A 15984-nucleotide genomic window follows, 5' to 3' on the forward strand; every position below is an offset into this window, starting at 1 on the left:
GGATGGCTGGCTCTCAGGCCTTAGGCGTCATCGAAGGTCCAGGCACCGAATGCCGGGCTTTGGAGATCAGCAGGCGCAAAAGCGGCAGGGCCAGCATGAGGACCACGACAACCATCAGGGTTCCGGAAATCGGCCGGTCGAAGAAGATGAGCGCATTGCCCTGCGACATCATGAGCGACTGCCTGAGTGCCGTTTCCAGACCGTTGCCGAGCACCAGCGCGAGCACCATGGGTGCCGCGGGGTAGCCGAACTTCTTCATGAAGTAGCCGAGCACGGAGAAGATCAGCAGGACCCACAGGTCGAACATCGAGGCGCTGACGCTGTAGACGCCAACCACCGCAAAAACGATAATCAACGGGCCGAGGATTGTGAACGGGACGCGCAGGGCCTGCACGAACGCCGGCACGAAAGCGATGTTGAGCACCAGCAGCATCACGTTTCCGATATACATGGAGGCAATCAGGCCCCAGACGAATTCGGGATGGCTGGCGAACAGGAACGGCCCCGGTTGGATGTTGAACAGGGTCAGCGCGCCTAGCATCACCGCTGTCGTGGCCGAACCTGGGATGCCCAGTGTCAGCATCGGGATCATCGAGCCGCCGGTGGACGCGTTGTCGGCCGAACCCGGACCGGCGACGCCGGCGATCTCGCCCGTGCCGAACCGCTCCGGATGCTTGGAGAACTTGCGCTCGGTGACATAGGAGAGCAGCGCCGCGACGGCGCCGCCGGCGCCGGGCAGGATGCCTACGAGAAAGCCGATCACGGTGCCGCGCGCGATGGGCGCGGCGCTTTCCCTGATGTCCTGCGGGGTGATCATCATGTCCTTGAGCGAGGCCCTGATGACCTTGTAGCTGGCCATCTGCTCCAGGGTCAGCAGCACTTCCGCGATGCCGAACAGGCCGACCGCGATCGGCAGGAATTTTATGCCGTCGGCCATCGCGAGCGACCCGAAGGTAAAGCGCTGATAACCCGTGATCATGTCGAAACCGACCAGCGACAGTGTGAGGCCGAGAAACGCCATCAGGTAGCCCTTGAGCTTGGCATCGCCCATCAGGCCCGCCACCGCTCCGAGGCCGAGCAGCATCAGCGCGAAATACTCGGGCGGCCCAAAGCTCAGCGCCCATCGGGCGATAGGAGGCGCAAACAGCATGAGCATCACCACGCTGAACGTGCCGGCTATGAAAGAGCCGATGGCTGAGATCGTCAGCGCCGGACCGGCGCGCCCCTTCTTGGCCATCTCGTAGCCATCCAGGCAGGTCGGAATGTTGGAGGCCTCGCCGGGAATGCCGACCAGCACCGAAGTTATGCTGCCGCCGAACATCGTTCCGGAATAGATGCCGGCCATCAGGATCATCGCGGTGACCGGTTCCATTCCATATGCAAACGGCAGCAGCATCGCGATGCCGGCGACCGGCCCGATGCCGGGCAGCGCGCCGATAAGCGTGCCGGCGATCACGCCGATCGTGCAGAACAGCATGTTAACGGGCGTCACGGCGACCGAGAAGCCGGTCGCGAGATGGCTCAGAAGATCCACGACCATACTCCCGTGACGTTGTCGCCCAGGAAACCCTTGGGCAACGTGATTTCGAGGGCCACGTCAAAGACCTGGTGAACGAAGATGCCCATGACAAGCGCCACCGGCAAAAGCACGTAGAGCCGACGCATTCCGAGCAGGTAGCCGACCACGGCCACGAACAGCATCGTCGTGGGCACGAAACCGAGCGGATTAATAAGCAGCAGGAAGAGCATGAAACCGGCGAGCATCGAGATAATGTGCCGCCGGCCCGTGGCATCCGGCCAGACCTCGTCCGCAGCCAGCCCATTCCATTCACGGGCCGCCTGGATTGCCACGGCGATCCCGAAGCCAAGCACGCCAAGCGAGGCCCAGAACGGCAGGAAACCCGGTCCAGGCGCGCCGCGATCGAAATAGAAATAGTCCATCTGCGTAACCGACTGCCACAGAATGACGGCACCGAACGCGGCGAGCAACACCGGCAGAATGATATGCGCTTTACTCACGAGACCTCCCGTCTATCCATGCCAGGCGGGCTGCGGCCGCTATTTGATCAGGCCTATTTGCTTGTAGATCCGCTGGATCGTCTGCATCGTTTGCTGGATGAAGCCGCGCCACTCGGCCGGCCCGAGATACTTGTTCTGGCTGCCGGACTTCTGAACGTAGTCTACCCATGTGCCGTTGGTGCTGAGCTTCTTGAACAGTTCGCCATACCACTGCACCTCCTCGTCCTTCAGTCCGGGTGGACCAAACCAGCCGCGCGCGAGGTTGAGGACGACGTCGTAGCCGAGTTCCTTCATTGTCGGGACGTCCGGCAAGCTCGGATTCCGTTCGGCGTCGAATATTGCCAGCGCCTTGATCTGCCCGGCGCTTATGAGTTCCTGCGCGTTGGAAAGTTGCCTGGACCCTACGGCTACCTGGCCCCCAAGCACGGCCGCCTGCACTTCGGCGCCGGAGGCGAACGGTATCTGGTTGAATTCGACCCCGGCCGCGGCGCCGAGCGTGTTGGCCACGACGCTGTCCCAGCCGGACCCGCCGGCACCCGCCATGGTCACCGAACGTGGTTTCTTCTTCAGCTCCGCCGTCACATCGGCGAGGGTGTTGTAGGGTGAATTGGCTGCCGCGATCACGACGGAGGAGTCGAGCGTCGAGAGGGCAAGCGGGGTGAGGCCCGTCAGGGGATCGACGGGCGATTCGCCAAGAACCGCCTGCAGCAGCAGCGCTCCACCGCCGGGCATGAAAACATAGGGATCGCCTTTGCGGTCGGAGACCAGCGCGGTGCCTATCAGACCGCTTGCACCTGGCCGGTGGTCGAGCGTCATCGGCTGGGACAAGTACTTCGCCTGCGCCGAAATCTTCGCGACCGCATCCGATATCTGCGACGGTCCCCCGCCCGGCCCCCACGGGACAAGAATGGTGATCGGCTTGCTTGGGAAAGCGTCCAACGCTTCGGCGCTGCCGGCGAAGAGGCCCGAGCCCGCCGCAATGCCGGCGATCATCGAGCCCTTGAGCACCTGCCTGCGGTTCGGCGAAAGGCCCGCCAGACGGCGTGCCGCATCGTTTTGGAAATCATCCATCATCAGGTTCCTCCCGTTTGACGTCTGGCAAATGCCATTAGGCAGCTGACCTCGTCGTCCGAGGCCGGCTGAATAGCGTTACTTCACGACACCGATCTTGCGGTAGATGCTGCCGACGGTGTCGAGGCCGTCCTTGATGAACTTCGCCCAGTCTTCAGGTCCCAGATACTTGTTCTGGATGCCGGAAGAGGTACAGAAGTCCTGCCAGGCCTTGGAAGCGCCGACCTTCTTGAAGAAGTCGGCGTACCAGGCCACCTCCTCTTGCTTCAGGCCAGGAGGCGCGAACCAGCCGCGCGACAGATTGAGCACCACATCGAAGCCAAGCTCGCGCATGGTCGGGACGTCGGGAAGGCTCGGATTGCGCTCGGCGTCGAAAATGGCGAGCGCCCGAACCTGCCCCGCCTTCAGAAGGTCCTGGGCGTCGGACAGCTGACGGGTGCCGACGTCCACCTGCCCGCCAAGAACGGCTGCCTGCACATCGCCGCCGCCTCCGAATGGTATCTGGTTGAACTGGACGCCCGCCAGATTGTTCATGACGGTCTCAAGCATGCCGTCCCAACTGCCCGGTCCGCCGCCGGCGCCGGCCAGGGTCACGGAGCGGGGCGAGGACTGCAGTTTCTTGATGACGTCGGCCATCGTCTTGTAGGGGGCGGCCGTGCGGGTCATGACCACGGAAGAATCCACCGCGTTGAGCGCCAGCGGCGTCAGATCCTTCAGCGGATCGACTGGGGTATCCTTGACCACCACCTGAGCCAGCAGCGCACCGCCACCAGGCATGTAGGTATATGAATCCCCCTTTCGGTCCGCGACCAACGCGGTGCCGATGAGGCCGCTGGCTCCCGGACGATGGTCGAGCGTAATGGGCACCGGCGAGAATTTTTGCTCCATCCCAATCTTGCTGACCACGTCGGCGATGGTCGATGCACCGCCGCCGACACCCCAAGGCACCAGACATGTTATTGGTTTGTTTGGAAACGTGTCGGCGGCGAAAACGCTGGTTCCGGAAAAACCCAGTCCAACGGTTCCGGCGACGGCTCCCATGAAGCCTCGACGATCGAGACGAATGTCGCCAATCCCGTCCATGGCGCTCGATTGCTGCACTGTGCTCATGTGTTTTTTCCTCCCATGAAGCGTTCTCCCCCGCAGTGCGAGCCCGCTCTCACTGCGCTTTCGCCGGTTGCCGGTCGCTGGACCGATCTCCTCCTCCGGCGCATCATCCGCCCTGCCATTGGTCAAGGCAGCTCCTCCGCAGATTTTATACACTATGACATAACTATATACAACTCGCAATTATTAGATGAAATCCTTGGCTTGCCTCGCCCGCAGAACGAGAAGCAAGGGCTCGCTTAACGCCGCTTCTTGTCGATGAAGGCCTGTTGCGCCTCGACGCGCTCGGACGTCTGGTGCAGCAGCTTGCGGCACTCCGCCAGGAACTGTTCGGCCTGCGTATGCCCGGCAAGATCAAGAAGATAGGACATGGCACGCTTCGTATAGGCCATCGCCTGCACCGGCTGGCCCGCCAGCTGTTTGGCGATGGCGGCGACGGCTCCGTCGAGCTCGCGATCCTCCACCGCCTTGTAGACGAGCCCCCACCGCTCCGCCTGCTCGCCCGACACCCAATCGCCGGTCAGCAACATGCCAAGCGAACGGGCGCGGCCAAGCGTGAACAGCGGTAGTCCAGGCAAAGTCCCCGCTTGCACCTCGCGGATTGAAAAGCGCGCACTCTTCGAGGCTACGGTGATGTCGCAGCATTCCGTGGCGATCGCGCAGCCGCCGCCGGCGGCAGGACCGTGGACACGGCCGATGACCGGCTTTGGCAACTTGCGCAGGCGATCGCGTGTACCAAGGTTCAGGCGACCGTAAAGCGCGCCTTCGGCAGGGGTGGCCCTTGTCGATTCCTTGAAGTCGCGCCCGGCGCAGAAGGCCGGTCCGTTACCGGCTAGAACCAGGACGCGGATGCTGTCGTCAGCTTCCACGATATCCAGCGCCTCGAGCATTTCCGTGAAGAAGCGAATGGTGAGCGCGTTGCGTTGCTCCGGACGGTTGAACGTTACCGTGGCGATGCCGTCCCTCGCCCCGAAAAGAAGCGTCTCGAAGTGTCCCGCCTGCTCGGCAGCAGTCGTGACAGTCGGTGTTTTGCTTGCTTTACCAGTCATGATGTTCCTCCCATTGGTGACCGCCGCCTCCTGCTGCGGCATCGCGATGCCTAGAGCCGGATGACTTCAGGCCGAATCGGCTTGCAATCTGAATCCGTTTCCAAATCGAAGAGACAGAGCACGATGTCGCCCGAAATCGCTTCACACTTTTCGACATCAGGCTCTAGCATTCGCGCTTGGCGCGAATGCTAGCCACAAGATCGGCCTTGGCACCGTTGGCGTGATCGCGAACCAGCGTGATCAGGCGAGCAAGCTCCTGATTGCGCAGGGCCTGTAGAATGCGTTCGTGCTCTTCCACCATGTCGAACATCCGCGCTTCGCTGTAACCGTAGCGCCCGCGCAATGTCCCAAGAAGCTTGGCGAAGCGGTCATAGATTCCACGCGCTTCCGGATTGTCGGCGTGGAAGTAGAGAAGATCGTGGAACCGCAGATTAAGTTCGAAGACGGTATGGACGTCTCGCCGTTCGGCGGCTGCGGCGAGTTCCTCATGCAATGCGACCAGCTTGGCCATGGTGGAGTTCGTCATGTTTGGGAGCGAACTGCGCACCAGCAGCACCTCGATAGCCGTTCTGAGATCGTAGATATTGGCGACACGGCCGGCGTCGAGCGACAGAACAGTCGCCCCGCGATGCGGCAGGATGGTTACAAGCCCCTCCCCCTCCAAGGCCTGCAGGGCTTCCCGGACCGGCATCTGGCTCAGGTTGAAGCGCTGCACGAGGGAGCCCGTGGTCAAGCGGGTGCCGGCCGCAAGTCTGCCGGACAGGATCTCGGCGCGGATGAAATCTCTTATTGCGGCATAGGCGGGGACGCCGGGCAGCAGATCCAGAGGGGTGTCGACGTTCATTTGTTTCGCTCCGTCGGCCGCCAAGTTTGATATAATATTTGTCTTTAGATCTAATCATACGTCAATGTCAATTTCCCGCATGGGCGACAAAGGGTGCAGCTTTTATATAAGATAGCATGATTGTATCGAATTGGCTTAGGCGTTAAATGAGGTCGGCACTCACCGAAGCAAGGAGCAAAGTCATGGCTCAAAACAGCCTCAAGTGGCTCGGACAATCCGGCTGGCAGATCACCACCTCCAAGGGCAAAGTCCTGTTCATCGACCCATGGCTGACCGGAAATCCCCTGGCGCCGGTCAAGATCGAGGATTTGCCCGCGGCGGGCTTCTTGTTGCTGAGCCACGACCACGCAGACCATGCCTCGGATGCCGTGGCCGTCACCAAAAAGACCGGCGCTACCTTGGTCGGGCAGCCTGAAACCATGGCCATATACAAGGAAAAAGGCGCCCCCAACACGCTTGCCATGAACACGGGAGGCAGCATCGATCTCGATGGGGTCCAGGTGACCATGACGGACGCCTATCACACCAGCGCTAGCGGGACCCCGGCGGGATATATATTGACGTTGGAGGACGGCAAGGTGGTCTATCACGCGGGCGATACCTGCCTGCATGCCAACATGTCCACATGGGGCGAACTGTTCGATATCGACCTCGCCCTTCTGCCCATCGGCGGCCGATTCACAATGGACGCTCGTCAAGCCGCGCGCGCCCTGAAACTGCTGCGCGCCAGAGCGGCGGTGCCGATGCACTACCGTACCTTTCCGCTGCTGGCGCAGAGTGCCGACGAGTTCGTTCAGCGCGCCGCGCAGGATGCTCCCCGGTCCAAGGTCCACGTTATCGATCCCGGCGACGAGTTTCTTCTGTAGGACTGTAGGACGACCCCAATCCGGAAGCATTTTCCGAGACCGCCATTGACAGCCGGACATATTATATATAATCGACAGCTATATGATCTTATCGATAGTCATTTGATAATAAGATGCTAAAGGTGGACCGCCTGGCGCGAGATGGTAGCCGGGTGTGCTGAAGCAGGCCTCGACGTCCATCGGGAGCAGTCTAGGGTCGAGGACAGAACTTGAAGATAACGGGCATCGAAACTTTCGTCGTCGACTGTTACCGGACGAACTGGATTTTCGTCGAAGTGCGAACCGACGAAGGCATAGTGGGCGTCGGCGAAGGCAGCATCGAGTATCGCGAACACACGGTCTGCAAGGCGATCGAAGAACTGTCTCCGATACTCATCGGCGCCGATCCGTTCGCCATCGAAGGGCTGCACATGCTGATGCAGCGCGAGAGCTACTGGTGGTCCGGCCCGATCCTGAGTACAGCCATCAGCGCCGTGGAACTCGCGCTTTGGGACATCAAGGGCAAGGCCCTCGGCGTCCCGGTTTACCAGTTGCTCGGAGGCAAGGTGCGCGACCGCATCCCGGTATACGCCAATGGCTGGTTCGCCGGGGCGCGGACCGGCGAGCAGTTCGCAGAGAAAGCCTGTTCCATCGTGGAACAAGGGTTTCGCGGCCTGAAACTGGATCCGTTCGGTCAAGCCTATCTCTCCATGACGACAGCGGAACTCAACGAATCCATCGGCAAGATCGCCAAGATACGCGACGCGGTGGGACCGGACATCGACATCATGGTCGAGGCGCACGGCCGCTTCAACGTCATGACCGCCATCGAAGTCGGCAGAGCGCTGAAGGATTTCAGGATACGCTGGCTGGAAGAGCCGACAGTCCCCGAGCGGAACACCGCGATAGCCCAGGTGCGCAAGGCAACGCAGGTGCCTATCGCCGCGGGCGAACGCAGCTATTCACGTTTCGACTTCGGTGAGTTGCTCGCCTGCGAGGCGGTCGACGTCATCCAGCCCGATATATGTCACGTTTCGGGGCTTCTGGAGATGAAACGCATCGCCGCGCTGGCCGACACCGAGCTTATCCCCGTGGCCCCGCACAATGCCAATGGCGCGGTCTGCCATGCGGCGGGCCTGCACTTCGCGGCCAGCTGCAACAATTTCATGGTCCTCGAGACGTTCGCCATCGATGTGCCCTGGCGCAGGGAGATGACGACCGAGGACTGGACGTTCCAGGACGGATGCCTGCTGGTGCCCGAGACGCCCGGCCTGGGCGTGGAACTGCGCAAGGAAGCCTTGTGCAAGCATCCTTACAAGCAGCATAGCCTGCGCCACTTCACCGGCAAGCTGACCGACATCAGACCGCCGGACTCATGCCGCTGGTTCTGAACCGCTGTCCGCCCTTTGATAGCGGCAGCCGACATCTCGGGGCACCTATGGGCTCCGCCATACGCAAGACCATATGAAGAAGGGTGTACGACATGCTGGCCACGGAAAAGATTAAGAAGGTCCACATTATGGAAGTCGGCCCTCGGGACGGTTTCCAGTCCGAAAAGCAATTCGTGCCGACCGAGAAGAAGATCGAGATCATCAACGCACTGTCGCGGACTGGCGTGCCTGAGATCCAGATCACGTCGTTTGTCCATCCCAAGGCCATTCCGCAGTTCGTCGATGCCGAGGACGTGGTCGCCGGGATCGACATCGTACCCGGTGTCAGCTATCGCGTCATGACGCCCAACATGCGCGGGTTGCAGCGCGCCCTGCCCTTCAAGGACCGTATCACCACAGTGAGCTTCATGCTCTCGGTGACCGAGTCGCACAATCGCGCCAATGGCAACCGATCGATCGACGAAACGTTGGAAGAAATCGCACGCATGGCGATTATCGCCCAGGATGCGGGTTTTACGGTGTCGGGCAGCATGATTTGCAGCCTCGGCTGTCCGTTCGAGGGACAGGTTTCGACCGATCAGCTCGAACGCGTGGCGGACAAATATCTTGGACTCGGCATTACAAATATGTCGCTTGCGGACACCATCGGCGTGGCCAATCCGAAGCTGGTGCACGACATCGCTTCGCACATGCTGAAGAAGCATCCGCAAGTCACCTGGAACCTGCATCTCCACAATACGCGCGACATGGCCCTGGCAAACACGCTGGCAGCGATGGAGGCGGGGATGTCGCGGTTCGATGGCGGCGTCGCCGGGCTCGGCGGTTGTCCCTACGCGCCAGGCGCGACGGGCAATATCGCCACCGAGGATATGGTCAATATGCTCCACGGCATGGGAATCGAGACCGGAATCGACCTCGACAAGCTTTTGGCGATCGCCAATTCCCATAAGGCCTTCATCCCACACACCCTCGACAGCGCTCTGGTGCGCGCCGGGCGCGGGAACGTACTTCTGCCCGCGCCGGAACGGCAGCAGAAAATCGCCTGACGCAGGCAGTCCGGCCGTCCTACTGTACTGAGAACCCGGCGTTCGTTCGCCGGGTTCTCCGTGTTTGTCCGCGACACCGTAGCAGTGGATCGAGACATCGCCGCACCGCTGTGTGCATGGACGAGCGCATCATGGTGTGCTAGACAGCTAAAGGTGACGTCTTACTGGTGAAGGCAAGAATGTCTCGAAATATAATTGCAATGCGCAAATATATTTTCTCCTCACCGAAAGAATAGTTAGCGGTCAGAGTCGTAGCATCAGATGAATCGCCAAAGTCCACGGGGGCAAATGTCGACGAAGCTGGAGATTGAATCGGGCATTCCGGCCTATGCTGCGCTTCGCGATAGGCTACGCGCTGAAATCCTGTCGGGCAAGCTGGCCGCAGGTGCCCGCCTCACCACGGCATCGCTGGTCGAGCGCTTCGGTGTCAGCCAAATGCCGGTTCGCGAGGCGCTGCAGGCACTCGAGGGCGAAGGGCTGATCGAGATCGCACCGCACCGCGGGGCAGCGGTCTTGCCGCTCGACGAGACGCGCGTTCGCAACATCTACGATCTGCGCGGCGCTCTGGAATCGCTGCTGATTCGGCTCGCCGTCCCCAATCTGAGCAACCGGGCCATGGCCGAGATTGCGGCCACTCATGAACGAATGAAGGCCGAGGTCGGTCAGCAGGATCTCAGCCACCTCTTTGCGCTCAACAGCCAGTTCCATGACCTCATTTACCGGCACGCCGACAATGCCGAGGCACTTGCCATGTACAATCGCTACGCAAGCCTGCTTGGCACACTGCGTGAGGCATTCGGCTTCAGCGTCGCGCGGATAGGGCGCATGATGATCGAGCACGAGGAAATCCTCATGGCGCTACGGGCACAGGACGAGGAAGTTCTCACCGATCTTATCGAACGCCATTGCGAGGGCGCAAAGCTCGACATGCTTGCCCTGATGCATAATGGTGTCACCAGAAAAAAAGCGCCCCCCGCTCAAAACAACCTTTGATGCGCTTACCGAGGCGAGCGTCCTGGCGACCTTGACGAGCCGTCTCGCGCCCGGCCATCCATCCTTGTTCCAAGACACCGGCGACGCGACCTCCCCTGTCGTTCGCCACGACCGTTGTGCATGTCGTTTCACGCGAATGCACTGGGACCATGTGCGCCCTGCGTTCGAGCAACTCGCCGTCCCCCCACGTTTTTGCCGATCGCTCCCGGCTAACGAAAGTGTGATGGCCCTCCCGACTGTTGTTGACCCTGCCATCGAGTTATATATAATAGCGTGGTATTTAATACAATATTAGACGGGAGGCTCTGTGGCGGATCGGCCGAAATAGGTTGTCCCGTTCAACTGTTCAAATGGCCCTTTTGGCCCGGCACAGCTGGCCGAAACAGCCGAAAACACGGGAGGAAAAAATGGTTTCGAAATTTCATTCATTGATCCGCTTCGCAGCCGCGGTGGCGATCACGGTATCGGCGGGCTTAGCAGCCACGTCGGCGGTGCGGTCCGAGGACTATCCCAACCGGGATATTACCTTCATCGTCCCCTTCAACCCCGGAGGAGGCACGGATCCGATTTCCCGCTTCTACTGCGCCGAACTGGAGAAGGTGCTCAACGTAAACATCAACGTCATCAACAAGCCGGGCGGCTCCGGTTCGATCGGCATCGGCCAGATCGTCAAATCGCCGGCCGACGGATACACCATTGGGATTGCTACCAATTCGGCGCTTGCCTATCAGCCCTTCATTAATGACGGCTTGGCCTGGAAGTCACCTGACGACTACCAGCCGATCATCAAGCTCGACGATCTTCCGGCCATTTTGGCGGTGCGCGCCGATGCGCCCTGGAAAACGTTCGAGGACTTCATGGCGGACGTCAAGAAGAACCCGGGCAAGATCAGGCTTTCCAATTCCGGCGTCGGCACGCTACCCGACCTGCTCATCCAGCAACTGGACAAGAATGCCGGCACCAGGATCGCCAGCGTGCCATTCACAGGCGGGAGCGGCGAGGCCATGGTGGCGCTGCTTGGCGGCCGCGTCGAAGGTTACATCGGCTACGGCGCTGCGGTGGTGGGACAGTTGAATGCCGGCAAGGTCAAGATCCTCGCTCATTTCCAGAAGGGCAAGCTGGAATACTTCCCCGAAGCCGAATCCGTGATCGACGCCGGCTACGACGTCAGCCTCAGAACCGCCAACTATGTGGTCGCCCCAAAAGGCCTGCCCGACGATGTGAAGAATAAGCTGGCGGAAGCTTCCAAACAGGTCGTCATGAGCGATGCTTTCCTCGACTTTCTTAAGAAGCAAGGCTTCCTGCGCGACGCCAAGGGCCCAGATGAGGTCAAGGCGGAATTGGTTCAGTATGGAAAGGACTTTTCAGACCTGATTCAATTCATCGGCAAAGAATAGGCCAGCGTGACCTAACGACCATGACGTTCCAGAAGCGAACCGTCTATCTCGTTTCCGGGATCGTCGGTATTATCCTCGCAGGTGCCTATCTGGCACTCGCGGTCCGTCTGCCCTTTGGGCGGATGGACCGGCCGGGAGCGGGAGTGTTTCCGGTTTTTGTCGGCATCATTCTCATCATCGCCAGCTTTGCCGCGCTTTGGGAAGGCTGGCGGATGAACTCCATTCCATCGATCAGATTTCCCGTGGGCACCGACCTCAAGAGGGTGCTTGCGCTTGTTGCGCTGCTGTTTGGCTATTTTTTCGCACTCCCCTGGCTCGGACAGATCGTCGCCGGCGCAATCTTCTGCATGCTGTTGATGCGGGTTTTGTCGGATACGTCCTGGTTGCGCATCATTGCCTATTCGGTGACCCTTTCGCTCATCCTCGACCTGGTATTCGAACGACTGCTGGCCGTGCCGCTTCCGCACGGCGTGCTCGGACTCTGAAGGCCGAAAGGATCTATCCCGTGAATGCGCTCGACGGAATTATCTACGGCTTCGGTGTCGTCTTCACCTATCAGAACCTGCTGGCGGCCTTCGCGGGCGCCTTTGCCGGCACGGCGATCGGCGTTCTGCCCGGATTGGGGCCGACGGCGGGCATCGCGATGATCCTGCCCATCAGCTATTCGTTCGATCCGACCACCGGCCTCATAATGATGGCCGGCATGTATTACGGCGCCATGTATGGCGGCTCGACCACGGCGATTCTGGTCAACATGCCTGGCGAGGCCGGATCGATCATGACCTGCGTCGATGGCTACGAGATGACCAAGAAAGGCCGCGGCGGGGCGGCACTTACCATCGTAGCGGTCGGATCCTTCATCGGCGGCACTTTTGCCACGCTGGGTGTCATGCTGTTTGCGCCGCTGCTGGCGGATTTCACCATCGAATTCGGCCCCATCGAATTCTTCGCCATGGCGGCGGGAGGCTTGCTCCTGTTCTCACGGATCTCGGGCGGCACGTTCGCGGCCGGGGTATTTCCGATGGCCATCGGCCTCGTACTCAGCACAGTCGGACAGGAGGCTGTCAGCGGACTGAACAGATTCACGTTCGGGTTCACGGAACTGAGCCTGGGCATCGAACTGGTCGCCGTCGTGGTGGGCGTCTACGGCGTCGCCGAGATCATGTCGGTGGTCGAGACCAAGGAAAGCCAGGTGCGCCCGGCTAAGGTCAAGATACGCGAGTTGCTGCCAAACCGCGAGGAGTGGCGCCGCTCATGGGCGCCATTCGGACGCGGTACCGTTCTCGGCTTCCTGCTTGGACTCTTGCCTGGCCCACACACCACGCTGTCCAGTTTCATATCCTACAGGCTGGAGCAAGCGGTTTCCAAATATCGTCACGAGCTTGGCACTGGCGCTATCGAGGGCGTTGCCGGACCGGAGACCGCCAACAACGCCGCCGCCACCGCGACCATGGTGCCACTCCTGGCGCTTGGCCTGCCATTCGGCGCCGTCACGGCGCTGATGTTGTCGGCCATGATGGTTCAAGGCATTCAGCCTGGCCCGATGCTGGTGATCACGCATCCGGAGATTTTCTGGGGCCTGATCGCCTCGATGTACGCCGGCAACGTCATGCTGCTGCTGCTGAATGTGCCAATGATCGGCATCTGGGTATCGATGTTGCGCATACCGTTGCACATCTTCCTTCCCGCAATCCTGCTGCTGGCCATCATCGGTGCCTACAGCGTCAACAACAGCATGCTCGACGTGTTCGTGCTGATCGTGATGGGCATTTTTGGCTACATCCTCAAGAAGTGCGACTTCCAGTTGGCGCCGATGGTGATTGGCCTCGTGCTGGGGCCGATGATCGAAAAGGACCTGCGCGAAGGAATGTTCATGAGCCTCGGAGATGTCAGCGCCTTCTGGACCAGCCCCGTCGCAATCGTCATCTGGCTGATCGTGCTGGTTACGCTGCTGGGCTCACCCGTCCGAAAGCTGGTTAGGCGTATACTGGGCGTACCCGAAGGCGAGGCAATCCCCAATTCCGAAGAATAGCCTAAAGCCGCCGCGAGACGACACGAACACCCGCGCTGGGCGGCCAATCGACGACAAGGGAAGGACAGTACATGGCCGAAGAACAAGCCAAAACCGACAATGTGGGGCCGCTCGCCGGTCTCAGGGTCATCGATGCCGGGGTGATCTTTGCCGGTCCTTTGGTGGCGACGCTGCTGGGCGATCTCGGCGCGGATGTCGTCAAGATCGAGCACCCGAAGGGCGACGATGTGCGCAAGACGGGCAAGTTCAAGGACGGCGAAGGCTTGTGGTGGCGGGTGACCGCGCGCAACAAGAAGGCCATCTCGATCGATATGGGCAAGCCCGAAGGCGCTGAAGTCGTGCGCAAATTGGCCGGCTCCGCCGACGTTCTGGTGGAGAATTTCCGAGCCGGACGATTCGGAAAATGGGGGCTGGACTATGCAAGCCTGTCCAGGCTCAACCCTGGTTTGGTGATGTTGCATATCAGCGGCTACGGTCAGGAAGGGCCCTACAGCCAGCGGCCCTGCCTGGGCACGCTCGCTGAGGCGTTCAGCGGGTTCGCCCACGTGAACGGTGAGACGGATGGCCCACCGACCCTGCCCTCCTTTCCCGTAGCCGACAGCGTGGCGGCCATCTACGGCGCCTATGCGGTCATGGCCGCGCTGTGGGCTCGAGAGAAACGCGGCGGCAAGGGCGAGGAGATCGACATCAATTTGTACGAGCCTCTGCTCAGCTTGATGGGCTCCATGGCCATAGACTACGACCAGCTCGGTTTCGTCGCCAGGCGGCACGGCAATCGGTCGATCTGGAGTGTTCCTAGGAACGCCTACAGGACCAGCGACGACCGCTGGGTGGCCATATCGGGCGCTGCCAACTCGGTCACGCAGCGCCTGTTTCGCGCCATAGACCGCAACGACATGGCAGACGATCCGGGGTTGGCCACCAATCAGCTGCGCGCGCAGCGCATGGATGAATGTGACAGCGCGATAGCGGACTGGATCGTCCGGCACACGCTTGAAGAGGTTATGGCCCGCTTTCATACCTACGACGTGGTGGCCGGCCCCATCTACGACATCGAGCAGATCTTCAATGACCCGCAGGTGCAGGCCCGCGGCACATTCGCCCAGCTCGATGACCCGGCGCTCGGCAAGGTGCGCATCCAGGATGTTGTGCCTCGATTCACCAACCGACCCGTCCATATGCGCTGGCTGGGCAGGCGCGAGATTGGCGCCGATACCGAAAGCGTGCTTGGCGACCTCGGCTATTCCAGCGATGCGCTCGAACAGCTTGAATCCCAGGGAGTGATCAAGCGCGCTTGCCTCAACAATAGCGCGCCTCGCGTAGATTGACGCTTGCCCGGGTTGAACGATGTCCTGCCCTATCTTGCCGTTTTACAATGACCTCTTCCTGAAAACCGGTTCTTGTCCACAGCATAGGCATTTGCAGGATTTCGCACTGCGCCCGCTGAACCTGTTACGGCCATGGGTTCGACCTGACCGAAACAACAGGAACTTGGAACCGTGAATTCTCTGATTGGAATCGGCGAAGTCTTTGTCATCAACCTCGCACTGTCAGGTGACAATGCCGTCGTGATCGGCCTTGCCGCAGCAGGCCTGCCGGGGCAGCAACGCAGAAAGGCTATCCTTTTTGGGATACTTGCAGCAACTCTACTTCGCTTATGCTTTGCCCTTATCGCAAGCCAGATGCTCGATGTGTTCGGGCTGTTGTTTGTCGGCGGCGTCCTGCTTGCGTGGGTATCTTGGAAGATGTGGTCCGAACTGCGCCAAGACAACAAGGCTCACTGCCTGAATAACGAGGGACACCCGGACAATGTGCCTTCAAAGACGCTGTTTCAGGCAGTCACCCAGATCGTGATTGCCGACGTGTCCATGTCGCTGGACAACGTGTTGGCTGTTGCAGGAGCCGCAGGCCAGAGCACGACCGTACTCGTTGCGGGACTTCTGATGTCTATCGCACTGATGGGCGTTGCGGCTACGTTTATCGCCGATGTGCTGAACCGATGGAGGTGGCTCGGCTATGCTGGTGTAGCCCTGATTGCTTATGTCGCCGTCACAATGATTTGGCAGGGCTCCGAACAAATGTTGAGCTCCGGGATACTCGGAAACTCGTTGTAACCCACCGAGCTGGCATGCCTCCGGTCAACGAGCAGTTGGCTCAACCTCGCTAGCGTCGGCATCGGCATGCGTCAGC

The 15984-nt window shown here is 60.5% G+C and carries 15 protein-coding genes; 9 read left to right on the forward strand and 6 right to left on the reverse strand.

Annotated features, from left to right (window positions below; translation table 11 throughout):
- Positions 1-13: 13 nt before the first annotated feature.
- The 6 genes from LB545_RS08440 to LB545_RS08465 all read right to left on the reverse strand — a co-directional run bounded on the left by LB545_RS08440 (position 14) and on the right by LB545_RS08465 (position 6090).
- Positions 14-1534 carry a tripartite tricarboxylate transporter permease gene (locus LB545_RS08440; RefSeq protein ID WP_140560005.1) on the reverse strand — a complete coding sequence of 507 codons (1521 nt, stop codon included), beginning with the start codon at positions 1532-1534 and terminating at the stop codon, positions 14-16.
- Positions 1522-2019, reverse strand: coding sequence for a tripartite tricarboxylate transporter TctB family protein (locus tag LB545_RS08445; RefSeq protein ID WP_140560006.1), 498 nt, complete (start codon positions 2017-2019; stop codon positions 1522-1524). The genes LB545_RS08440 and LB545_RS08445 overlap by 13 nt, the downstream gene beginning before the upstream one ends.
- Before the next feature lie 39 nt (positions 2020-2058).
- Positions 2059-3093: a Bug family tripartite tricarboxylate transporter substrate binding protein gene (locus LB545_RS08450; protein WP_140560007.1), complete on the reverse strand. Its 1035-nt coding sequence runs from the start codon at positions 3091-3093 to the stop codon at positions 2059-2061.
- Between the two features lie 75 nt (positions 3094-3168).
- Positions 3169-4200 carry a Bug family tripartite tricarboxylate transporter substrate binding protein gene (locus tag LB545_RS08455; protein ID WP_140560008.1) on the reverse strand — a complete coding sequence of 344 codons (1032 nt, stop codon included), beginning with the start codon at positions 4198-4200 and terminating at the stop codon, positions 3169-3171.
- Positions 4201-4436: 236 nt separating this feature from the next.
- A complete protein-coding gene (locus tag LB545_RS08460; protein WP_140560009.1) occupies positions 4437-5288 on the reverse strand; it encodes an enoyl-CoA hydratase/isomerase family protein in 852 nt (283 codons plus the stop codon).
- A gap of 121 nt (positions 5289-5409) precedes the next feature.
- Positions 5410-6090 (reverse strand): GntR family transcriptional regulator, encoded by a 681-nt coding sequence (locus LB545_RS08465; RefSeq protein ID WP_140630286.1) that lies wholly within the window; start codon positions 6088-6090, stop codon positions 5410-5412.
- 182 nt (positions 6091-6272) lie between these two features.
- Here LB545_RS08465 and LB545_RS08470 point away from each other — a divergent pair, with 182 nt between their 5' ends.
- The 9 genes from LB545_RS08470 (at position 6273) to LB545_RS08510 (ending at position 15908) form a co-directional block, all read left to right on the forward strand.
- Positions 6273-6956: a metal-dependent hydrolase gene (locus tag LB545_RS08470; protein WP_140560011.1), complete on the forward strand. Its 684-nt coding sequence runs from the start codon at positions 6273-6275 to the stop codon at positions 6954-6956.
- Between the two features lie 209 nt (positions 6957-7165).
- On the forward strand, positions 7166-8326 hold the full coding sequence (gene dgoD, locus LB545_RS08475; RefSeq protein ID WP_140560012.1) for a galactonate dehydratase: 1161 nt from the start codon (positions 7166-7168) through the stop codon (positions 8324-8326).
- A 92-nt stretch (positions 8327-8418) separates the two neighbouring features.
- The gene (locus LB545_RS08480; protein WP_140581790.1) at positions 8419-9372 is read left to right on the forward strand and encodes a hydroxymethylglutaryl-CoA lyase; all 954 of its coding nucleotides are present in this window, start codon (positions 8419-8421) and stop codon (positions 9370-9372) included.
- Between the two features lie 288 nt (positions 9373-9660).
- Positions 9661-10365 (forward strand): GntR family transcriptional regulator, encoded by a 705-nt coding sequence (locus LB545_RS08485; RefSeq protein ID WP_181171877.1) that lies wholly within the window; start codon positions 9661-9663, stop codon positions 10363-10365.
- Between the two features lie 407 nt (positions 10366-10772).
- Complete coding sequence (locus LB545_RS08490; RefSeq protein ID WP_181171878.1) at positions 10773-11762, forward strand: Bug family tripartite tricarboxylate transporter substrate binding protein; 990 nt, start codon at positions 10773-10775, stop codon at positions 11760-11762.
- Between the two features lie 20 nt (positions 11763-11782).
- Complete coding sequence (locus LB545_RS08495; RefSeq protein ID WP_140560016.1) at positions 11783-12247, forward strand: tripartite tricarboxylate transporter TctB family protein; 465 nt, start codon at positions 11783-11785, stop codon at positions 12245-12247.
- A gap of 20 nt (positions 12248-12267) precedes the next feature.
- Positions 12268-13794 (forward strand): tripartite tricarboxylate transporter permease, encoded by a 1527-nt coding sequence (locus LB545_RS08500; protein ID WP_181171879.1) that lies wholly within the window; start codon positions 12268-12270, stop codon positions 13792-13794.
- A gap of 71 nt (positions 13795-13865) precedes the next feature.
- Entirely contained in the window at positions 13866-15122 is a 1257-nt protein-coding gene (locus LB545_RS08505; protein ID WP_140560018.1) for a CaiB/BaiF CoA transferase family protein, read from the forward strand.
- Between the two features lie 171 nt (positions 15123-15293).
- Entirely contained in the window at positions 15294-15908 is a 615-nt protein-coding gene (locus tag LB545_RS08510) for a TerC family protein (protein WP_140560019.1), read from the forward strand.
- Positions 15909-15984: the final 76 nt, after the last annotated feature.

The sequence above is a fragment of the Mesorhizobium sp. BR1-1-6 genome (genome assembly GCF_020165355.1).
Taxonomy (GTDB): domain Bacteria; phylum Pseudomonadota; class Alphaproteobacteria; order Rhizobiales; family Rhizobiaceae; genus Mesorhizobium.